Source organism: Streptomyces sp. NPDC020801 (assembly GCF_044334385.1).
GTDB lineage: Bacteria > Actinomycetota > Actinomycetes > Streptomycetales > Streptomycetaceae > Streptomyces.
Window position 1 is genome coordinate 251,393 of the sequence record NZ_JBIRST010000012.1, and the last position, 19,965, is coordinate 271,357.

The following is a 19,965-nucleotide window of genomic DNA, read 5'->3' on the forward strand; positions in this document are numbered from 1 at the left end:
CACGCGTCGTCCTGGTCTCCCCCGACAGCACCGCGCGCAGTGCGATGGGCCGCGACATGACGGATGACGCGCGCCGCCCCGCCGCCGCCCGCGCGGGACACGCCCAGGCAGTCGCGCTTGCCGCGTCCGTGGCGGAGGTATTGCGCGGCTGACGCCCGGTTCCGGCCACCGTCTAGGCTCTGACCTGCGGCGGCGCACCGGGCGTCGTACGGAACAGAGGACGTCGGGGGCAGCATGGGTGGGAACGTCAGCGCGGTCAGCAGCAACGGGGCGTACTCCTTCAGCAAGCCGAACCGGGAGAGCATCAGGCTGCTCGCCGGGCTCGGGGTGGAGGGGGACGTGCACGCCGGGGTGACGGTCAAACACCGGTTCCGGATGCGGAAGGACCCCACGCAGCCGAATCTGCGGCAGGTGCACCTCATCCACGAGGAGCTGTTCGAGGAGGTGCGCCGGGCCGGGTTCGAGGTCGCGGCCGGTCAGCTCGGGGAGAACGTGACCACCCGGGGCCTCGATCTGCTGGGGCTGCCCAGAGGGACGCTGCTGCGGCTGGGGGACGAGGCCGTCGTCGAGGTCACCGGGCTGCGGAATCCCTGTGCACAGATCGACGGGTTCCAGCAGGGGCTGATGAAGCAGGTCATCGGCCGGGACGAGGACGGACGGGCCCGGTTCCGGTCGGGGATCATGAGTGTGGTCGTCGCCGGCGGGGTGGTGCGGCCCGGGGACCCGGTCGGGGTCGAGCTGCCGGACGGGCCGCACCATCCGCTGGAGGTCGTCTGAGCCGACGGGACCGATGGACCGGCGGACCAACGAGAGACAGACCGGACCGTCGCGGCCGTCGGGGGCCTGCGCGACCGACGGGGCCTGCGCGACCGACGGGCCGACCGGGGCCTGCGCGACCGACGGGCCTACCCCCGGAAGTCCGCCTGGCGCTCCGGGGACGCCTCCGCCAGCGCCTTGGTGACGGCGTCGGCGCCCGCCCGGAGGCCGTAGACCGGTGTGCCGGGCTGCTGGCGCCAGGAGTCGTCGATGCCGCCGGCGTCCACCGTGTCGAAGCCGATCTCGTCGATCAGGGCCCGGACCTTCGCCTTGGCCGCCTCGTCGTCGCCCGCCACCGGCAGCGCCATCCGGTCGGGGCCGCCCGCCGGTCGGGGGCGATCGAGGAGGTCCAGTGCGTAGGTGCCGTTGAACGCCTTGATCACCGGGTGGCCGATCCGGCGTTCGGTCCAGCGGCTCTCGGTGAGGCCCTCGTCCTCGATCGCCGCGATCCTGCCGTCCCGCTGCCGGGGGTAGTAGTTGCCGGTGTCGATCACCGCCACGCCCTCGGCGGCCCCGCCGAGCAGCCCGGACGGCAGGTCCGGGACCGCCTTGAGGGGCACGGTGACCACGACGACCTCGGCGTCGCGGGCCGCCTCCTCGACGTGCACCGGGATCGCGCCGGTCTCCTCGGCCAGCGCGGTGAGGGTCTCGGGGCCTCGGGAGTTGGCGACGCGGACCTCATGGCCGGCCGCCGTGAACCGCCGGGTCAGGTTTCCGCCGATGTTGCCCGCGCCGATGATGCCGATCTTCATGTCTGCTCGCCTCGCCCTTCCGGGGGTCGATGTAAGTGCGCAGCCTTGACGGCGACGTGCAACCCCGGTGGCGGGCGGACTATTCCGGGTCCCCGCCGAACGGATGTGGGGCGGTGCGGGCACGGCAGAGGCGCCCGGCCCTGAAGTGCCGAGCGCCCCTCGCGTCCGCGTTACTCGTCCAGGGTCACTTGTTCAGGTACGCCCAGAACTCGTCGAAGGACAGGACCTTGTCGCCGTTGAGGTCGCGGGTCCTGATGATGGCCTCGGCCACCGTGTCGGTGACGTTCCAGTCGCCCCCCTGGGCCAGGGCGGACTTGAACTCGGCGGCGGTGATGAATCCGTCACCGTCCGCATCGATCCGCTGGAACTCCTTGCGTGCTTCCTCGATGTCCGCCACCGATCCGCCCCTTTGTGTCGCGTTTCTTCTGTCTTGCTGTCGTACTGACGCAGGTCAGATTAACGGCCCGGCAAGGCCTTCAGTGCCGCGACCACCCACCCGAACTCCTCCTGGTACTTCAGGGGCTCCTGCTCGCCCTTGATGACGGACGCCAACTCCCGGTAACGGGCGACCTCCTGGCCCAGGTCGAGGCGGCGCAGCACGGCCGCGCGGTCGGTGTCCGCGCCCAGCAGCTCGGTCAGCACGGCGTCCGCCTCGGGGTCGTCGGGCGCCACGCCCCGCGCCCGCGCGCTGCCGGCCGGCTCGATCAGCCGCTGGAAGAACCAGATCGAGGCGCCGGCCGGGGTGTCCGGGCCGCGGTCGGCGGGTCATCAGCGTCGTCTCCTCCGCACTCGAGCCGCGTCGTGCCACGGACGACAGCACCGCCCGCGTCACCTTCAGCGAACGGATCTGCGCGTCCGGCGCCGCCACGTGCGCCGCCGCGACCTGCGCGACCGTCCGCTCCCCCGTCAGCACCCGGCGCACGTCGTCCAGGCCGAGGCCCAGTTCGCGCAGGGTGCGGATCAGCTCCAGGCGGGCCACGGACGCGGCGTCGTACAGCCGGTAGCCGCCCGCGGACCGGGCCACCGGGGGCAGGGCGCCCTCGTCGGACCAGTGGCGGATGGTGCGCACGGTCAGTCCGGTGGCCCGGGCCAGCTCGCCGATGGTGAGAAGTCCGGTGCTGTCGTCGATCACGTCTGCGAGTGTGGGCCTTCCAGTGGGTGGAGACTCAAGCGGAGAGTCGAGCGGGGAACGGGGCGACGGTATGGAGACCTTGCGGGACGTTCTCGACGCGGCGGCACACGGTGTCCTCCCGCCCGCGGACGGCAGGACGACCGTCGTGCCGCAGCACTCACCGCGCGACGCGGGCGTCATCGCCTTCACCGCGCACTCGGTGGTGTTCACCGACGAGGAACCCCGGTGGGTGTACGACACTCTGCGGGCCGTTGACTGCGATCCGCTCGCGGCGACCATGAACGCACGGTTCCTGAGCGCCCTCCTGGACCGCACGGGCCGCGCGCACGACACGATCGACGCGCTCCTGGTCGCCGACCCGCTGCCGGGCCGCCCGCGGCCGGCACTGGCAAAGATCGCGGACCCCGCTCATCCCCGGGCCGGCTACGCCCGCCGGCGGCGCGACGGCGTCCGCGCATGGGCGGCGGAGGGCGGCGTGGTGCTGCTGGGGCGCGGGGTCGCCGGGCGGCTGGAGGTGTCGGTGGAGGTGGACGAGGGCGTACGGCACCGGGGGCTGGGGCGGGCGCTGTTGACCGCCGCGCGGCACCTGGCCGACGAGCCGGTGTGGGCGCAGGTGTCGCCGGGGAACGCCCGCAGTCTGCGGGCGTTCCAGGCGGCCGGTTACCGTCCGGTGGGGTCGGAGGCCCTGCTGCTCAGGCGCTGAGCACCGCGTCGGCGGAATCAGCGGAAGATGCCGGTGTGGCCCAGCGAGTACCGGCCCGGCTGCGGGTAGACCGCGAGGCCGTGCGGGCCGCTGCCGACCTTGATGCGGGCGAGCTGGGTGCCGGTGCGGGTGTCGATGGCGTACACCTCGGAGTTGTAGCGGCCCGACAGCCACAGCACCTTGCCGTCGGCGGAGACGCCGCCCATGTCGGGGCTGCCGCCGTTGGGCAGCCGCCACTTCCTGGTGAGCCTGTTCTGGGTGAAGTCGAAGACGGAGATGGTGCCCTCACCGCGGTTGGAGATGTACATCTCGCGGGAGTCGCGGCTGATGTAGAGGCCGTGGGCGCCCTTGCCGGTGTAGAGGAACTCCGGCTTGTCGAAGGTGTCGCCGTTCAGGATCCACAGGCCGTTGGCCATCATGTCGGCGACGTAGAACTTCTTGCCGTCCGGCGAGACCTTCACGTCCTGCGGCATGGCGCCGTGGAAGTCCAGTTTCTGCTGGCCGACCACCTTCATCCCGGCGGTGTCGACCTTGAGCAGTTCGCCGCTGAACTCGCAGGAGACGATGAAGTAGCGGCCGTCCGTGGAGAAGTCGGCGTGGTTGACGCCGGCGCAGCTGACCGGGACGGTCATGACCCGGTTCATGGTGTGCGCGTCGCGGAAGACGAGCTGGCGGTCCTTGGAGGCCATGACGACGGCGTACTTGCCGTCGGGCGTGAAGTAGAGGTTGTACGGGTCGTGCACGTCCACCGGCTTGCCCGCCTTGCCGGTCCTGGGGTCGATGGGGGTGAGGGAGTTGCCGAGGTCGTTGTTGACCCACAGGGTCTTCAGATCCCAGGACGGCACCACGTGCTGCGGCTGGCGGCCCACCGGGATGGTCTCGATGATCTTGTACGTGCCGGGGTCGATGACCGTGACGGTGTTGGAGTTGGTGTTGGGCACATAGACACGGGAGGGAAAGCCCTTGACCACCGGGGAGAGCCTGTTCGGGCGGTCGGCGGCGTAGACGTCGGCCGGGTCCAGGACGGGCGGCATGCCGGGCAGCCCGTCGACGGCGGGCTGTTTGGGCTGCTGGGGCTGGACGGGCGCCTTGCTGCCGAGGGCTTCGTCGGCGTGGTGCTCGGAGCCGCTGCAGGCGGACAGCGCGGCCAGCGCGGCACAGGCGGCGCCGGCGATCAGGACCCGGGTGATGCGGGAGATCGAGGTGGATGGCATCAGCTCAGCAGCTCCGTGGTGGTGACCGCGTGGAGGCCGCGGCGGTCGAGTTCTTTGAGTACGTCGGGGAGGGCGGCGACCGTGTCCGGGTACCCGAAGTGCATGCTCACCACGGAACCGCTCCGGGCCTCGGCCAGCACCTTGCGGGTGATCGCGGCGGCGCCGGGCCTGGTGTAGTCGAGGGAGTCGACGTCGTACGAGAGCACGTGCGGGTATCCGGCGCCGTGGGCCAGCCGCTGCACCAGCGGGGAGGCGGTGGGGGCGCGCGAGGGGCGGAACCAGGTGCCGATCGAGCCGGTGAGCCTCCTCAGCCGGTCCGCGCAGCCGGTGATCTCGGCGCGGGCGTCGCTCTCGGACATGGCGTTGACGGCCAGATGCCGCTGGGTGTGGTTGCCGAGGTCGTGGCCGCCGTCGAGGATCCGGCGGGCCATCTGCGGATACTGGTCGAGCCAGCTGCCGACGGCGAGCACGGTCAGGCGCGCGCCGTGCTTCTCGGCCTCGGTGAGCAGGCCGCGGGCGATCTCGGGGTCGCCCTGGCCGTGGAAGGTGAGGGCGACGCGGGGCTTGTCGCGGGGGCCGTGGGTGATCTGCGCCGGCTGCTGCGGGAAGGGACGCGGGTCGGGCGCGGCGAGGGGCGGGGCGGAGGTGGGCGCGGCGGGCCGCGGGGAGTGGCCGGAGGCGTCGGAGCCGGAGGAGGAATCGTTGGACGCGGCGGAGTGCGGGGCGGCGCCGGTGGAGGAACACCCGGCGGCGAGCGCGCCCCCGGCGACGAGCCCGGCACCGGCCCGCAGCACGCCACGGCGATCGGTGGTGGTCACCCGCACCATTTAAGAGCCGCAAAGTAAGAAAACGGGCGATTCACACGTATGGCTGCCCGGTGAGAGTCGGTCAGGCCGATGCGTCAGGGGGACCGGCAGGTCAGCGGTCCGCCACCCGCATCTCGAACCACGTGGTCTTCCCGCGCGGCAGCAGGTCCACGCCCCAGCGGTCGGCCAGCTTGTCGACGAGGAACAGCCCGCGGCCGCTGACGTCCAGCTCCTGCACCGGCATCAGGCAGGGCAGTCCGCGGGAGGGGTCGCGGACCTCGATGCGGATCCAGCCGCGGCGGCGGCGCATACGGAGGCCGAAGACCCGGGCGCCGGTGTGCCGTACGGCGTTGCCGACGAGTTCGGACACGAGCAGGACGGCATCCTCCGCCAGCTTCGGCGACAGGCCCCAGTGGCGCAGGACGACGACCTGGGCGAGCCGGCGGGCGGTGGCGGCGGACTCGGGACGGGACGGCAACGGAACCTCTGCCTCCGTCGGATTGCCGTACAGCTCCAGCGCCTTCAACGCCCGGTCGTCCTCGACCGCGGGCGACCAGCGCGCCACGGTCGCATGTTCCTGCCCCCGCGGCTGTTCCATGCCCTCCAGCCCCGCCATGCCCCCATCATGGCCGTCCGGAGTGCGCTGCGTGGCCGTTCCGGCGGATTACGCGCCCCGGACGCCCCCGCCTTTCGGTGTCCACCCGGCATGTGCCAGCGGCACTTCGGAGCCCGGAACAGCCCGGCCGACCTGCGCGGACGGCTCCGGCGGAGGCCGCGGGCCGGCTCCCTCGACAAGACGAGCTTAAGGTTGCCTTAAGGCTGCCATAAACCGCCCCATCGGGGGACCCGGGTCGGACGTCATGTCAATTGCAAGCGGAGGACGGGGAATTCCCCGCGGCCCCGAGGCGGCCTCAGAGGAACTTGGCCTTTCCGGGACCCTCCTCCACGAAGCTGCGCATTCCGCGCTCGCGGTCCTCCGTGGCGAACAGCCCCGCGAACCAGTTCCGCTCGACGGCGAGTCCGGTCTCGATGTCCGTCTCCAGCCCGGTGTCGACGGACTCCTTGGCCGCGCGCAGCGCGATCGCCGGTCCCTGGGCGAGCCTCGCGGCCCAGGCGTGCGCCGCCTCGTACACCTCGGCGGCCGGGACCACGCGGTCCACCAGGCCCAGCGCGAGGGCCTCGTCGGCCTTGACCTGACGGCCCGTGAAGATGAGGTCCTTGGCCTTGGAGGGGCCGATCAGCCGGGACAGCCGCTGGGTGCCGCCCGCGCCGGGGATGAGGCCGAGCAGGATCTCTGGCTGGCCCAGCCTGGCGTTGTCCCCGGCGATCCGGTAGTCCGCGCAGAGCGCGAGCTCGCAGCCGCCGCCCAGCGCGTAGCCGGTGACCGCGGCGACCACCGGCTTGGGGATGCGGGCCACGGCGGTGAAGGAGTCCTGCAGGGCGCGGGCACGCAGCACCATCGCCGCGTGGCCCATCGCCTGCATCTCCTTGATGTCCGCGCCGGCCGCGAACACCTTCTCGCCGCCGTAGATGACCACGGCGCGCACGTCCTCGCGGCGGGTGGCCTCCTCGGCGAGCTCCTTGAGCCGGTCCTGCGTGGCGACGTCGAGCGCGTTCATGGGCGGGCGGTTCAGGCGCAGCGTACCGACGCCCTCGGCGACTTCCAGAGTTACGGTCATGCCCAGCAGGTTAACGGGGACTAACGGCAACCGGCCCGGTGCGGTGGATCACACCGGGCCGGGGGTCCGGGGGTCGTCCCCCGGGCAGGCACAGCACGGGGACTAACGGCAACCGGCCCGGTGCGGTCGATCACACCGGGCCGGGCCGTCAGGGGGCGGGGGCGGTCACGCCTTCCACTTGTCCCAGGACATGTTCCAGCCGTTGAACCCGTTGTCCGGGTCCACGGTGCGGTCGTGGGAGTTCTTGACGACCACCACGTCGCCGATCATCGAGTGGTCGAAGAACCAGGCGGCCGGCACCCCGCTGTCGTAGCCGCCGCGCACGTCGCGCAGACCGACGCAGCCGTGGCTGGCGTTGTAGTTGCCGAAGGCGTCGCCGCCCCAGTAGTTGCCGTGGATGAAGGTGCCGGAGGCGGTCAGGCGCATGGCGTGCGGGACGTCCTTGATGTCGTACTCGCCGCCGTAGCCGACCGTCTCGCCGTTCATCCGGGTCACCGTGAGCTTCTCGCTGATGACCATCTGGCCGTTCCAGGTGTCGTAGCCCGGCTTGCCGGTGGTGACCGGGATGGTCCTGACGACATTGCCGTCGTGCATGACCTTCATCGTGTGCTTCGAGGCGTCCACCACGGACACCTGGTTGCGGCCGATGGTGAAGGAGACGGTCTTGGTCTGCTTGCCGTAGACGCCCGGCCGGCCCTCGACGCCGTCGAGGTTGAGCTTGACGGTGACCTTGGTGCCGGCCTTCCAGTACTGCTCGGGACGGAAGTCGAGGCGGTCGTTGCCGAACCAGTGACCCTCGACGTCGACGGCCGGCTCGGTCTTGATCTGGATGGCCTTCTTCACCTCGTCGGGGTGCGTGATGCCCCGGGTGAAGTGGACGGAGAACGGCATTCCGACGCCGACGGTGGAGCCGTCCTCGGGGGTGAAGTACCCGACGAAGGTGTTCTTCGGCGTCAGGGTGGTGAAGCTGGAGTCCTCGGCCGCCTGGCGGCCCGCGGAGTCCTTGGCGACCGCGTGCACCGTGTACTTGGTGGCGCCGGCCAGATGGCCGGTCGGCGTCCAGGAGGTGCCGCCGTCGGTCAGCCGCCCGGATATCGCGGTGCCCTTGGCGTCCTTGACGACGACCTGGGTGAGCGTGCCCTTGCGCACGCCGACCTTGAGCGCCCCGCTGGTGTCGACCGACTTCGCGCCGTCCCTGGGCGCGATGGCGAGGACCGCCTGCGACTGCTTGCTCTGGGCCGTGTCGGAGTCCTTGCCCTTTCCGCCCCCGGACGCCGAGCCCGAGCCGCCCCCGCCGCACGCGGTGACGGCGAGGACCAGCACACCGGAGACCAGCGCCAACACCCCCTTGTTCCCCCGCCGTCCGCCGCGCCCCCGCGCGTCAACCGACGCCCCCGATATCGGCCGCACGTTCAAGTTCGTCTCCCCTCCCCGGGCCGGTCGGACCCGCACCCCAGCGCGATTCCCGTCCGCGCACTGGCGCATAGTAACCACAAGGTCAGGGGCAAGTTGTCAGGCCAATGTCACTGTTGCGTCCCAACTTCAACAGCTTTCGGAAACCGCTTCCCGAAAGCGGCCTCGACAACCGCCCCCACCCGGTCAATTCACCGCGCTGCCCGCCTTCCACTGCTCCCAGCCCATGTTCCAGCCGCCCAGGCCGTTGCTGGCGGAGACCACCTTGTCGTTGCTGTGGACGACTTCGACCACGTCACCGATCAGGCTGCGGTCGAAGAACCAGCCCGCCGGGGTTTCGGAGCCGCCGCCCTTGACGTCCTTCAGGCCCACGCAGCCGTGGCTGACGTTGACGTGCCCGAACGGGTCCGGGGTGGACCAGTAGTTGCCGTGCAGGAAGGTGCCGGAGTCGGTGAGCCGCATGGCGTGCGGGACGTCGGGGATGTCGTACTCGCCGCCGAAGCCGACCGTGCGGCTGTTCATGCGGGTGACCTCGAGCATCTCCATCACCACCATCTTGCCGTTGTACGTGGTGGTCTTGGGCGCCCCGGCCGTGATGGGCACGGTGGCCAGCAGCGCGCCGTCGCGCCGGATCTGCATGGTGTGCGCGGCCGCGTCGACCAGGGAGACCTGGCTGCGGCCGATGGTGAAGGAGAAGGTCTTGTACTGCAGCCCGTAGACGCCGGGCGCCCCCTCGACATCCCTGAGGCGCAGTTCGACGGTGACCTGGGTGCCGGGCTTCCAGTACTGCTCGGGGCGGAAGTCGAGGCGGTCCCTGCCGAACCAGTGGGGGCTGATCTCCACGGGGGGCCTGGCGGTGACGTGGACGGCGCGCTCGACGGCGGCACGGTCGGCGATCTCCCGGCTGAACCCGAGGGAGACGATCATTCCGGTGCCGACGACGGAGCGGTTCTCGGGCGTCACGTAACCGATGAAGCGCTCGTCGGGGACGTAGGTGGTGAAGGTGGTGTGCCGGGCCGAGCGGCGTCCGTGCCCGTCGACGGCGACCGCGTCGACCGTGTACTTGGCGGCCAGCGCCAGCCGGTCGTCGTCGGGCTGCCAGGTCCGGCGGTCGTGGGAGAGACGGCCGGACACCGGGGTGTCCTGCGCGTCCTGCGACTTGACGACCGTGACGGACTCCAGATGCCCGTCGGCGACCCGGACCCGCAGCTTCTGGTCGCGGCGGACGTCCTTGCTGCCGTCGTCCGGGGAGACGCGGACCACGTCCGCGGGTGCCGGGGGTTTGCCGAAGACACCGTCCAGCCCTCCCGTGCCGTCCGAGGTGCAGCCGGTGGCCCCGGCCAGTAGTCCTGCCCATGTCAGTACGGCGGCCAGCGCGGCCCCTGCGCGCCGTGCGCGCCCTTGTACGTGCCTCACGGGCTGCCCAACGACCGGCCCGCCCCCGGGAAACGTGAGTGCGAGGCAAGCTCTGGGCAGAACAGTGGGGAGGAGAACGCGGCGGGGAGCCGCGACCGTGGGCGGGCAGCACGGTCGACCCGCCGGGCGAGCGAGCCGCAAGAGCCGTAAGCAGCCGAAAAAAGGGGCCGACCAGGTGTCCAGCGCAGCCGAGCAGGAGGCGGTGGCGGGCGGGCGCGCCGCCGGGGACGGGCTCCCGTCCGCCGTTGTGAACGGTGCGCGCCGCGCCGCGCCGCCGCCCGGCATGCCCGTGTGGCCCGGTACGCCGACGCCGCTGGGCGCCCGCTTCCGGGCCGGCCCGGAAGGGGTGGCGGGCACCAACTTCGCGCTGTGGGCGGGCGGGGCGGAGGCGGTCGAACTGTGCCTGTTCGACGCCTCGGGCAAGGAGACCCGCGCCCGGCTGACCGAACTGACGCACGAGATCTGGCACGGCTTCGTCCCGGGCGTGATGCCCGGGCAGCGCTACGGCTACCGGGTGCACGGTCGCTGGGACCCGTGGACCGGCGCCCGCTGGAACCCGGCGAAGCTGCTGCTCGACCCGTACGCGCGTGCGGTGGACGGCGAGTTCGGACTGCCCCCGGAGGTCTACGGACACGTACGGGACTGGCCTGACCAGTCGGTCGCGGACACCGTCCGGGACGAGCGGGACTCCGCGCCGTACGTGCCCAAGGGCGTCGTCGTCCACGACGGCGGACCCGACGACGAATGGACCTACGACCGCCGTCCCAAGACCCCTTGGGCGGACTCGGTGATCTACGAACTGCATGTGCGCGGCTTCACGCGGCTGCACCCGGACGTCCCCGAGGAGTTGCGCGGGACCTACGCGGGCCTCGCCCACCCGGCGGCCGTCGAGCACCTGGTGAGGCTGGGCGTGACGGCGGTGGAGCTGCTGCCGGTGCACCAGTTCGCGCACGAGGACCATCTGCTGCGCCGGGGCCTGCGGAACTACTGGGGCTACAACTCGATCGGCTACTTCGCCCCGCACGCCGGCTACGCGGCCTCCGGCACCACCGGTGAACAGGTCGGCGAGTTCCGGCGGATGGTGCGCGCGCTGCACGCGGCCGGCATCGAGGTCATCCTCGACGTGGTCTACAACCACACCGCGGAGGCGGACGGGTACGGCCCGACCCTCTCCCTGAAGGGCATCGACAACCGCCGCTACTACCGCCTGCAGTCCGACGAGCGGCACTACGCCGACTACACCGGCTGCGGCAACACCCTGCACGTGGTCCAGCCCCATGTGCTGCGCCTGATCACCGACTCGCTGCGCTACTGGGTGACGGAGATGGGCGTGGACGGCTTCCGCTTCGACCTGGCGGCCGCGCTGGCCCGTTCGATGCACGACGTGGACATGCTCTCCCCGTTCCTCGCCGTCATCGCCCAGGACCCGGTGCTGCGCCGGGTCAAGCTGATCGCCGAGCCGTGGGACGTCGGCTCCGGTGGGTACCAGGTGGGCGCCTTCCCGCCCCTGTGGACGGAGTGGAACGACCGCTACCGCAACGCGGTACGGGACTTCTGGCGGCACGCCCTTCCCGACGTACGGGAGATGGGCTACCGCCTGTCGGGCTCCAGCGACCTGTACGCATGGGGCGGCCGCCGTCCCTACGCCTCCGTCAACTTCGTCACCGCACACGACGGCTTCACCCTGCGCGACCTGGTGAGCTACGAACACAAGCACAACGAGGCCAACGGTGAGGGCAACCGCGACGGCACCGACGACAACCGCTCCTGGAACTGCGGAGCGGAGGGCGAGAGCGACGACGAGCGGGTACGGGCCCTGCGGCGCCGGCAGCTGCGCAACCTGCTGACCACCCTGCTGCTGTCGACCGGTGTGCCGATGCTGGTCGCGGGCGACGAGCTGGGCCGCACCCAGCGCGGCAACAACAACGCCTACTGCCAGGACAACGAGATCGGCTGGCTGGACTGGAGCCTGCTTCAGGACCCGGGCTGGAAGCAGCTGTCCGAGCTGACCGCCCGGCTCATCGAGCTGCGCCACCGGCACCCCGTGCTGCGCCGCCGGGCCTTCTTCTCCGGGCGCGCGCACTCGGCGGACGGACTGCGGGACCTGGCCTGGTTCACCCCGCGCGGCACGGAGATGACGGAAGGGGACTGGTACGCTCCCGCGGCCACCCTCGGGATGTACCTCTCCGGCCGGGACATCCCCGGCCGCGACGAGCGCGGCGCCCCGATCATCGACGACAGCTTCCTGGCCGTGCTGCACGCCGGCGACCGGCCGGTGAGCTTCGCCCTGCCCGGGCCGCCGTGGGCGGAGCACTACGAGGTGGTCGTCGACACCTCACGGGAGGAACAGGCCACCGCGCCGGGCGTGGTGCACCGGGCGGGGGCGCCCATCACGGTGCCGGCCCGGTCGGTGCTGCTGCTGAAGGTCGCCGACTGACCGGTGACCCGGCTTCAGCCGAGGATCCCCCGGTCGAAGGCCACCGCCACCGCCGCCGCGCGGTCGTTGACGCCGAGCTTGGCGTACAGATGGGTGAGGTGGGTCTTCACGGTGGCCTCTCTGATGAACCACCGGGCATCCGCAGGTCCATCAGGATCACGTCCGGGTCGAGCACGGCGGCCCTCTCGACCGCCTCGGCACCGCCCGCCGCCTCGCCGGGACCCGCTGGAAGGGACATCGGCCGATCGGATGATGCGGCGGTACGACCCCGCCGGGCGTCCGGGAGTCGGCAGGGCCGAACACCCAGGTCGTAGGACCAGCGGCGGAACCCGGTCCGGCCAAAACTCGGTGGGCGATGTCAGTACCGGTCCGTAGTCTCGCTGGTGATGCCCACGACACCTGACACCACCGATGACCCTGCCCACCACACCGGCCCGACCGGCCGTTCGGCCGTCCGTACGCTGCTGCGCCTGTGGCCGTTCGTACGGCCGGTGCGCGCACGGCTGTTCACCGCCGCGTTCGTCGCGATCGCCGCCTCCTGCACGGGGCTGGTGATCCCGCTCGTCCTGAAGTGGCTGGTGGACGGCCCCGTCGCCGACCGCGATCCGCGGGGTGTGTGGCTGGGCGCGGTGTACCTGCTGCTGCTCGGGGTGGCCGAGGCGGTGCTGTTCGGGCTGCGGCGGTGGCTGGTGGCGCGTCCGCTGTCGCATGTCGAGGCGGAGATGCGGGCGGGCCTCTACCGGCATCTGCAGCGGCTGCCGGTCGCCTTCCACGACCGGTGGGCCTCGGGCCAGTTGCTGTCCCGGGGCACCACGGATCTGATGCTGCTGCGTCAGTTCCTCGCCTTCCCGCTGACGTTCCTGCTGGTCAACGGGGTCACAATCCTCGTGGGCGTGGTCATCATGCTGCTCCAGGACTGGACGCTGGGGCTGGTGATCCTGGGGCCCGCCGTGCCGGTGGTCGTCATGTGCGCGCTCTTCGAGAAGCGGTACGCCAAGGTGGCGCGGCTGGCGCAGGACCAGGTCGGGGACCTGACGACGGTGGTCGAGGAGAGCGTGCTCGGCATCCGCATCATCAAGGGGTTCGGCCGGCACCGCAGCCAGGCGCACGCGTTCCGCGAGCTCTCCCGGACCCTGCGCGGGACGGAGCTGCACAAGGCGCGGCTCCTGGCCACCATCTGGGCGGTCATCATGACCCTGCCGGAGACGGCCATCGGGGCGGCGCTGGTGGTGGGCGCGGTGCAGGTCGCGGACGGGTCGCTGTCGGCGGGGACGCTGGTCGCCTTCCTGTCCACGGCACTCGCCCTGCGGTGGCCGGTGGAGTCGATCGGCTTCCTGCTGGCACTGAGTCAGGAGGCGGCGACGGCGACCGAGCGGTACTTCGAGGTCATGGACGCCGAGCCGGAGACCGGCCCGGCCACGGACGCCCGGGCCGCCGCCTCCGCCGGGAACGGGGGCGGGAACGGGAACGGAGGCGGGAACGGGAACGGGCACGGACTCCGCTTCGAGAACGTCCGCTTCCGCTACCCCGACGCCCCGCCGGACTCCCCGCCCCTGCTGGACCACGTCGACCTGCACATCCGCCCCGGCGAGTCCATGGCCCTGGTCGGCGCGACCGGAAGCGGGAAGACGACCCTGACCGCGCTCATCCCCCGCCTGCACGAGCTCACCTCGGGCCGCATCACCCTGGACGGGCGGGACATCACCGCCATGACCCGCGAGGAACTGCGCTCGCTGGTCGCCGTCGCCTTCGAGGAACCCACCCTCTTCTCGGCGAGCGTCGGCGACAACGTCCTGATGGGCGCCGGCGACGGTGCGGGCCCGGCCGAACTGGACCGCGCGCTGTCCGTGGCGCAGGCCGGCTTCGCGCACGCCCTCCCGCACGGCACCCGTACCCGGGTCGGCGAGCAGGGTCTCAGCCTCTCCGGCGGGCAGCGGCAGCGGCTCGCGCTGGCCCGGGCGGTCGTCGGCCGGCCGCGTTTCCTGGTCCTGGACGATCCGCTGTCCGCGCTGGACGTGCACACCGAGGCCGCCGTGGAGGCGGCGCTGCGCCGGGTCCTCGCCGACACCACCGCCCTGATCGTGGCCCACCGGCCCTCCACGGTGCTGCTCGCCGACCGCGTCGCCCTGCTCTCCGGCGGCCGGATCAGCGCCGTGGGAACCCATCACGAACTGCTGCGCACCAATGCCGAGTACGCCCATCTGATGTCCGGTGGACGCGCGCCGGAAGAGGAGGAGGACGACCGATGACGGCCCCCACGACGTCCGTCGCCACCGCCGGGGAAGAGGAGGACCTGCCACGCCCCCAGGACACCGTCGACCCCTTCGACCGGGACGTCCTGCCCACTCCCCCCGGCGCCACCGGCGCCCTGCTGCGCTCCCTGCTCGCGCCCCTGAGGGCCCGCGTCGCCGGCACCACGCTCCTGCTGCTGCTCCAGCAGGCGGCCGTGCAGGCGGGCCCGCTGCTGGTGGCGTACGCGATCGACACCGCCGTACCGGCGTTCCGCGACCACGACCGGGGCCCGCTGATCGCGGTGGCCGTCGGCTATCTGCTGTGCGCGCTCGCCTCCGGCGCCCTGCAGTGGGCGTTCATCGTCGCCTCGGCCCGGGTCAACCAGGAGGTGCTGCTGGATCTGCGCGGCCGGATCTTCCGCCACGCCCAGGCGCTCAGCGTCGACTTCCACGAGCGCTACACCTCGGGCCGGCTCATCTCCCGCTCCACCACGGACGTGGAGTCGCTGCGCGAGCTGCTCAGCGAGGGCCTGCAGGAACTCGTCACGGTCGTCCTGTCCTTCGCCTGCATCTCGGCGACGCTGCTGTGGCTGGACCCGGGGCTGGGCGCGGTCGCGGTGGCGTCCTTCTGGCCGCTGTACCTGCTGGTGCGGATGTACCGGCGGCGCGCGGGGCGGGTGTTCCAGGAGCGGTCCACGGCGATCGCGGCGGTGATCGTGAAGTTCGTGGAGACGATGAACGGCATCCGCCCGGTGCGCGCCTTCCGCCGCGAGGCCGCCAACGACGCCGGCTTCCGGGTCCTCAACCGGCGCCACGAGCGCACGAACGGTGACGCGCTCCTGGAGATGGCCCGCTACGTGGTCGGCTCCCGGCTCGTGGCCAACACGGCGGTCGCGGTGATCGTGCTGTGGGGCGCCTACCGGGTGGCGGACGGCTCGCTGGCGCTGGGCGTGCTGGCCGCGGCGGTGCTGTACCTGCGCCGCCTCTACGACCCCATCGACCGGCTCGGCATGTTCCTCAACTCCTACCAGTCGGCGGCGGCCTCGCTGGAGAAGATCGCGGGCCTGCTCGCCCAGACGCCCTCCGTCCCGGAGCCGGCGGCACCCCGGCGGCTCCCGCCGCCCGCCTCCGAACTCCCCGGCCGCGAGGTGGTCTTCGACGGGGTCCGCTTCGGCTACCGCACCGGCGGCGAAGTGCTGCCCCGCTTCGGGCTGACCATCCCGGCCGGGCAGACGGTCGCGGTGGTCGGCTCCACCGGCGCGGGCAAGTCGACCCTGGCCAAGCTGCTGGCCCGCTTCTACGACCCCTCCGGCGGGCGGGTGCTGCTCGACGGGGTGGACCTGCGCGATCTCTCCGTGCCCGAACTGCGGCGCGGGGTGGTCATGGTGACCCAGGAGGCGTTCCTGTTCTCCGGCACGGTCGCCGAGAACATCGCCATCGGCCGCCCGGACGCGACCCGCGAGGAGATCGAGCGGGCGGCGAAGGCGATCGGCGCACACGACTTCATCCGCGCCCTGCCCGACGGCTACGACACGGACGTACGCAAGCGGGGCGGCCGCATTTCGGCGGGTCAGCGTCAACTCGTGGCCTTCGCACGCGCGTTGCTGGCCGACCCGGCGGTGCTGATCCTGGACGAGGCGACCAGCTCGCTCGACATCCCGGGCGAGCGGGCGGTGCAGCGGGCGATGGCGACGGTGCTGCGCGGCCGTACGGCGGTCGTGATCGCGCACCGGCTGTCGACCGTGGAGATCGCCGACCGGGTCCTCGTCATGGAACACGGCCGCATCGTGGAGGACGGCGGCCCGGCGGAACTGATCGCCGGCACCGGCCGGTTCGCGGACCTGCACCGGGCCTGGCGCGACAGCCTGGTCTGAACCGGGTAACTCTAGGATCCGCGACTTCGTTAGCAATGAAAGTGGTTCGTTAGCAGTGGATTAGCAAATCCGCGATCCGGTTGACAATGGCTACGGTCAGTAGCGATCTCCGTCGGGCCTTTTTCGATCTTCACTGGGTGCTGGCTGCCCTTGCTTCGTACCGTCCTTGTCATGGCGGAACGGACTAAGGGCTGCGGTCGTCGTACGCGCAAGGTTCCAACGGCCTCTATCCGGTACGAGGACGAACTCGAAGCGATCATCCGCGAGTGGATTACCCGGATCTATCACCGGCGCCGCCACCGTGGTCTGTCCGTGCCGGAGGTGCCGGGGCTGAAACTGAGCCCGCTGGACATGTTCGAGCACGGCGTCACCCGCGCCGGACCGCTACGGATCCCGGCCCGCCCGAATCTGGCCCTGGAGTTCCTGCAGGAAGAACGTGTCCCGATCCACCACTACGGGGTCGAGATCGAGGGACTGCGCTACAACGGGGACGCGCTGAACGACTACCGCAACCAGCCCAGTCCTTATCGCGGGGTGGATGCGGGCAAGTGGCCGATCGCGGTGGACCGCGGCGATATGCGGAAGGTGTACTTCCAGGACCCCGGGACGCGGAGGTGGCACCCGCTCGACTGGGAGCATGCGGCCCTGCTGAACGGTCCCTTCAGCAGGGAAGCGCTGATTTACGCCCGCCGGCTCGCCAAGAAGGCCCACCGGTTCCCCGACACCAAGCGGGCGCTGATCGAGCTCCTGGAGCGGTGGGGTGCCGGACTTGCCGCGGACCGCACCGAGCGGCGGATGGCGGTGCGGCTGTCCCAGGAACGGCTGCGGCTGGTGGGCGAGGACGACGAACCGCAGGACGCGAAAGCAGAGGTCGCCGCCCTGCCGTCGGTCCGTCGCATCGCCGACCTCAGCTCAACGGGGTCCGGCCCGGCAGAAGAGTCCGGCGGGCCTGGTCTGCGTGTCGTCGGGATCCAGGACGATGACCTGGGCGGGGACGACGACGAGGACGAGGAGTGCGACGCCGCCTTCCCCGGCGAGGACAGCGCCGCCCCGGTCGACGAAGACGACTACTACGCCGACGTCTGGGGCAGCCGTTGAGTACGGCGGACGGCACCGAACCGTTCGAGGGCGATGACCGCCAGTACACCCCCACCCGGCTGCCGGGCTGGCTGCGGGAGGTCAACGGCCCGGACCGAATCCAGCCCCCGCAGTTCACCCGGTCCCAGCTCGCAGAACTCTCGCCGCGGGATCTGCTTGTGCACAACGACAACCGGGAGGTCTGGCACGCCAACATCGGCCCGATCGACACACCGCAACTTCTCGCGCTGCACGACGCCCTGGAGGAGATCGTCGAGTCGAACCGGCAGGACGGGGACAAGACCAAACCTGCGGCCCTGGTGGACGCCTATCCGGGGCTCGGCAAGAGCACGGCGGTGCGGGACTACGGCCGCAAGCTGTTCCGCAAGCAGGTCGCCCTGCGCGGAGAGACGACACCGAGCGGAGACCGCCGGGTCCCGGTCATCCACATTGCGCTGAGCGGGAACACGCAGATCCGCGGTCTGAACGCGGCGATCTGCCGCTTCTACGGTCTGCCGACGTCCGGGAAACGCCGACACCCTGGCCGAGCGGGCCGTGGACGCCGTGTTGTCCATGAAGACAGCCGCGATCATCATCGACGACATCCACTTCCTCGCCGGGGCGAACTCCAACTCGGTCACACCCTGCTCAAGACGATCGAGCAGAAACTCGTCCTGGCCGAGAAGTACCCCGGGATGCTCGCCCGGGACCTGTCGGACTACCTCTACGCACGCTCCACCGGACACTTCGCCTCCCTCATGGCGCTGGTCAACCGCGGCTGCCTGCGCGCGATCCGCTCCGGCCGCGAGCGCCTTGATGAGGAGCTGATGAACCAGGTGAAGAACGACGCCGCCGCGGAGGCAGCCCGCAAGGAACTCGAAGCCGCGATCGAGGCCGGCCTGCTCACCACCCGCCCGACGTGCCCGGCTGATCGCCGCCGGAAGTCGGCATGACACGGTGGACCGACGAGCGGATCCCGCTCTGGGTTCCGCCCGTCGAGGGCGAAGCCCTCGACAGCTGGATCGAGGCATACGCCCGCCGACTGGCCGTCAGCGGTGGAGAGTTCACCCGGTTCCTCGGGCTGTCCGGAACGGACCCGAGGTTCATGATCCGCAGGCTGACACACGCCGAACGCGACGCCCTCGCCCGACGCACCGGGCTCCCGCCCGAAGCATTGGCCGCGATGACACTCGACCGGTTCGACGGTGTCACCGTGGTCATCGACCCGGACAATCGCACCGCTGGGCGTTTGTCCTTCCACTACCGGCTCCATCCCGATCTGCACGAACTCCTGCATGCGCAGGCGGCCACGAATCTAGAAGCCCACGGCATCGACGAGCCCGTCACTTGGGAACCCCCACTAACTTGGATCACGGATCCCAGCCTTCCGCCGGGCCCCGAGACGATCAACCGCGGCCAGCTCGCACAGCATGCGGCGAACGGACCAGAGCCCGCCGAGCTCGCCCGCCTGCTCGGCCTGGACGACGCCCGTCTCCTCCTCTCGGTCGAGACCTTCGGCACCACCGCACCGCACCCCGTCCAGCAGCAGCCACCCGCCCCAGGCCGACGCACCCCACGACAGGGAGTCCTGGCCCCACTGAGCCTTCAACAGCTCTACCAGGAACAGCAGTTACGGCAACATCAAATCGCCGAGCTGGCAGGTTGCAGCATCAGCACCGTCCGGCACGCACTCGACGAAGCAGGCATCCCGCTCCGCCAACGCCGCCCAGCCGGCCATCTTGAGAAGATCGTCTCTCGCGCCTGGCTGCAGAGGGAGTACCACGACAAGGGGCGCTCTTCACCCGACATCGCCCGCGAACTGGGCGTTCGCAAAGACGACGTGATGCGACTCGTGAGCAAGTGGGGCATCCCTCGACACCCCACGAGTCAGTTCACCAACCCGTTTGCGTCACTCGATACCGATCTGTGCCCCGCGATGCACGCCGTCAGCCGTACGAAGAACTCCCTCCAGCGCCTACAGCACCTCACGGTGATCGCCAGACACCGCACTCTTCAGGACGCCGCTGCCGAACTCGGAGTGACCTGGGGCACTCTCAATTACCAACTGAAGAGGATCGAGGAGACCGTGGGCTTCACCATCATCGGCACCGGACGGTCCCGGCCCCTCACCATCACGGAAGACGGACATCGCTTCCTTGACGAAGCCACTCGTCTCCTCTCCCTCCTCGGCGACTCAAGATCGGAAAAGACAACAACTTCTCACGATCGTGGAGGAGGCTCTGTCTCTGCGTCGGGGCGTCGTGACGAGTCGCGTCGGCGCGCCACCAGAGTGGTACCCGTGACCACCAGGCCGATCGCCACGACCTTCGCAGCCTGGTAGATCAGTGAAGGGCTGGAACTTGCCCGGCCCAGGAACGCCCACAGGAGCAGACCCAGTCCAGAGAGCATCAAGAG

16 protein-coding genes and 3 pseudogenes are annotated in these 19,965 nt (G+C 71.0%); 8 read left to right on the top strand and 11 right to left on the bottom strand.

What is annotated here, in order from left to right; genetic code table 11:
* The first annotated feature begins 234 nt into the window (after nt 1-234).
* Nucleotides 235-777, top strand: a complete 543-nt coding sequence (locus ACH4UM_RS25330) for an MOSC domain-containing protein (protein ID WP_398183490.1) — start codon at nt 235-237, stop codon at nt 775-777.
* A gap of 128 nt (nt 778-905) precedes the next feature.
* Here ACH4UM_RS25330 and ACH4UM_RS25335 read toward each other — a convergent pair whose 3' ends face one another.
* The 3 genes and pseudogenes from ACH4UM_RS25335 to ACH4UM_RS25345 form a co-directional block, all read right to left on the bottom strand.
* Nucleotides 906-1,691: an NADPH-dependent F420 reductase gene (locus ACH4UM_RS25335; protein WP_398183493.1), complete on the bottom strand. Its 786-nt coding sequence runs from the start codon at nt 1,689-1,691 to the stop codon at nt 906-908.
* 61 nt (nt 1,692-1,752) lie between these two features.
* The gene (locus tag ACH4UM_RS25340) at nt 1,753-1,965 is read right to left on the bottom strand and encodes an EF-hand domain-containing protein (protein WP_398183495.1); all 213 of its coding nucleotides are present in this window, start codon (nt 1,963-1,965) and stop codon (nt 1,753-1,755) included.
* A gap of 59 nt (nt 1,966-2,024) precedes the next feature.
* A pseudogene (locus tag ACH4UM_RS25345) lies at nt 2,025-2,700 on the bottom strand (MerR family transcriptional regulator).
* A gap of 70 nt (nt 2,701-2,770) precedes the next feature.
* Between ACH4UM_RS25345 and ACH4UM_RS25350 the strand changes: the two are divergent.
* Nucleotides 2,771-3,403 (top strand): GNAT family N-acetyltransferase, encoded by a 633-nt coding sequence (locus tag ACH4UM_RS25350; RefSeq protein ID WP_398183498.1) that lies wholly within the window; start codon nt 2,771-2,773, stop codon nt 3,401-3,403.
* 17 nt (nt 3,404-3,420) lie between these two features.
* Here the strand turns inward: ACH4UM_RS25350 and ACH4UM_RS25355 are convergent, their stop codons facing one another.
* From ACH4UM_RS25355 to ACH4UM_RS25380, 6 genes and pseudogenes are all read right to left on the bottom strand, one after another.
* Nucleotides 3,421-4,617 carry a hypothetical protein gene (locus tag ACH4UM_RS25355; protein ID WP_398183500.1) on the bottom strand — a complete coding sequence of 399 codons (1,197 nt, stop codon included), beginning with the start codon at nt 4,615-4,617 and terminating at the stop codon, nt 3,421-3,423.
* Nucleotides 4,617-5,444 carry a polysaccharide deacetylase family protein gene (locus ACH4UM_RS25360; RefSeq protein ID WP_398183503.1) on the bottom strand — a complete coding sequence of 276 codons (828 nt, stop codon included), beginning with the start codon at nt 5,442-5,444 and terminating at the stop codon, nt 4,617-4,619. Before ACH4UM_RS25360 ends, ACH4UM_RS25355 begins: the two co-directional genes overlap by 1 nt.
* A gap of 91 nt (nt 5,445-5,535) precedes the next feature.
* Nucleotides 5,536-6,144 (bottom strand): annotated as a pseudogene (locus tag ACH4UM_RS25365) (ATP-binding protein).
* A gap of 190 nt (nt 6,145-6,334) precedes the next feature.
* The gene (locus ACH4UM_RS25370; protein WP_398183506.1) at nt 6,335-7,102 is read right to left on the bottom strand and encodes an enoyl-CoA hydratase/isomerase family protein; all 768 of its coding nucleotides are present in this window, start codon (nt 7,100-7,102) and stop codon (nt 6,335-6,337) included.
* 165 nt (nt 7,103-7,267) lie between these two features.
* Nucleotides 7,268-8,518: an Ig-like domain-containing protein gene (locus ACH4UM_RS25375; RefSeq protein ID WP_398183508.1), complete on the bottom strand. Its 1,251-nt coding sequence runs from the start codon at nt 8,516-8,518 to the stop codon at nt 7,268-7,270.
* 183 nt (nt 8,519-8,701) lie between these two features.
* The gene (locus tag ACH4UM_RS25380) at nt 8,702-9,931 is read right to left on the bottom strand and encodes an Ig-like domain-containing protein (RefSeq protein WP_398183511.1); all 1,230 of its coding nucleotides are present in this window, start codon (nt 9,929-9,931) and stop codon (nt 8,702-8,704) included.
* 175 nt (nt 9,932-10,106) lie between these two features.
* On the opposite strand from ACH4UM_RS25380, the gene glgX reads away from it, so the two are divergent.
* Nucleotides 10,107-12,368, top strand: coding sequence for a glycogen debranching protein GlgX (gene glgX, locus ACH4UM_RS25385; RefSeq protein ID WP_398183514.1), 2,262 nt, complete (start codon nt 10,107-10,109; stop codon nt 12,366-12,368).
* A 14-nt stretch (nt 12,369-12,382) separates the two neighbouring features.
* On the opposite strand, the pseudogene ACH4UM_RS25390 reads toward glgX, so the two are convergent.
* A pseudogene (locus ACH4UM_RS25390) lies at nt 12,383-12,496 on the bottom strand (LuxR C-terminal-related transcriptional regulator); the annotation flags it as partial.
* Nucleotides 12,475-12,606, bottom strand: coding sequence for a hypothetical protein (locus tag ACH4UM_RS25395; protein WP_398183590.1), 132 nt, complete (start codon nt 12,604-12,606; stop codon nt 12,475-12,477). The pseudogene ACH4UM_RS25390 and the gene ACH4UM_RS25395, both read right to left, overlap by 22 nt.
* A gap of 148 nt (nt 12,607-12,754) precedes the next feature.
* Between ACH4UM_RS25395 and ACH4UM_RS25400 the strand changes: the two genes are divergently transcribed.
* The 5 genes from ACH4UM_RS25400 (at nt 12,755) to ACH4UM_RS25420 (ending at nt 19,891) form a co-directional block, all read left to right on the top strand.
* Nucleotides 12,755-14,617 (top strand): ABC transporter ATP-binding protein, encoded by a 1,863-nt coding sequence (locus tag ACH4UM_RS25400; RefSeq protein ID WP_398183517.1) that lies wholly within the window; start codon nt 12,755-12,757, stop codon nt 14,615-14,617.
* The gene (locus ACH4UM_RS25405) at nt 14,614-16,473 is read left to right on the top strand and encodes an ABC transporter ATP-binding protein (protein WP_398183520.1); all 1,860 of its coding nucleotides are present in this window, start codon (nt 14,614-14,616) and stop codon (nt 16,471-16,473) included. Before ACH4UM_RS25400 ends, ACH4UM_RS25405 begins: the two co-directional genes overlap by 4 nt.
* Before the next feature lie 171 nt (nt 16,474-16,644).
* Nucleotides 16,645-17,571 carry a hypothetical protein gene (locus ACH4UM_RS25410; protein ID WP_398183523.1) on the top strand — a complete coding sequence of 309 codons (927 nt, stop codon included), beginning with the start codon at nt 16,645-16,647 and terminating at the stop codon, nt 17,569-17,571.
* The gene (locus tag ACH4UM_RS25415) at nt 17,568-18,503 is read left to right on the top strand and encodes an ATP-binding protein (RefSeq protein ID WP_398183526.1); all 936 of its coding nucleotides are present in this window, start codon (nt 17,568-17,570) and stop codon (nt 18,501-18,503) included. Before ACH4UM_RS25410 ends, ACH4UM_RS25415 begins: the two co-directional genes overlap by 4 nt.
* The gene (locus ACH4UM_RS25420; protein ID WP_398183528.1) at nt 18,500-19,891 is read left to right on the top strand and encodes a TniQ family protein; all 1,392 of its coding nucleotides are present in this window, start codon (nt 18,500-18,502) and stop codon (nt 19,889-19,891) included. The genes ACH4UM_RS25415 and ACH4UM_RS25420 overlap by 4 nt, the downstream gene beginning before the upstream one ends.
* Nucleotides 19,892-19,965 lie beyond the last annotated feature (74 nt).

Coding starts and splice junctions, on each gene's coding strand:
- ACH4UM_RS25355 (WP_398183500.1), bottom strand. CDS start 4,617: ATGCCATCCACCTCGATCTCCCGCATCACCCGGGTCCTGATCGCCGGC.
- ACH4UM_RS25400 (WP_398183517.1), top strand. CDS start 12,755: ATGCCCACGACACCTGACACCACCGATGACCCTGCCCACCACACCGGC.
- ACH4UM_RS25395 (WP_398183590.1), bottom strand. CDS start 12,606: ATGTCCCTTCCAGCGGGTCCCGGCGAGGCGGCGGGCGGTGCCGAGGCG.
- ACH4UM_RS25360 (WP_398183503.1), bottom strand. CDS start 5,444: ATGGTGCGGGTGACCACCACCGATCGCCGTGGCGTGCTGCGGGCCGGT.
- ACH4UM_RS25330 (WP_398183490.1), top strand. CDS start 235: ATGGGTGGGAACGTCAGCGCGGTCAGCAGCAACGGGGCGTACTCCTTC.
- ACH4UM_RS25405 (WP_398183520.1), top strand. CDS start 14,614: ATGACGGCCCCCACGACGTCCGTCGCCACCGCCGGGGAAGAGGAGGAC.
- ACH4UM_RS25370 (WP_398183506.1), bottom strand. CDS start 7,102: ATGACCGTAACTCTGGAAGTCGCCGAGGGCGTCGGTACGCTGCGCCTG.
- ACH4UM_RS25350 (WP_398183498.1), top strand. CDS start 2,771: ATGGAGACCTTGCGGGACGTTCTCGACGCGGCGGCACACGGTGTCCTC.
- ACH4UM_RS25420 (WP_398183528.1), top strand. CDS start 18,500: ATGACACGGTGGACCGACGAGCGGATCCCGCTCTGGGTTCCGCCCGTC.
- ACH4UM_RS25410 (WP_398183523.1), top strand. CDS start 16,645: ATGGCGGAACGGACTAAGGGCTGCGGTCGTCGTACGCGCAAGGTTCCA.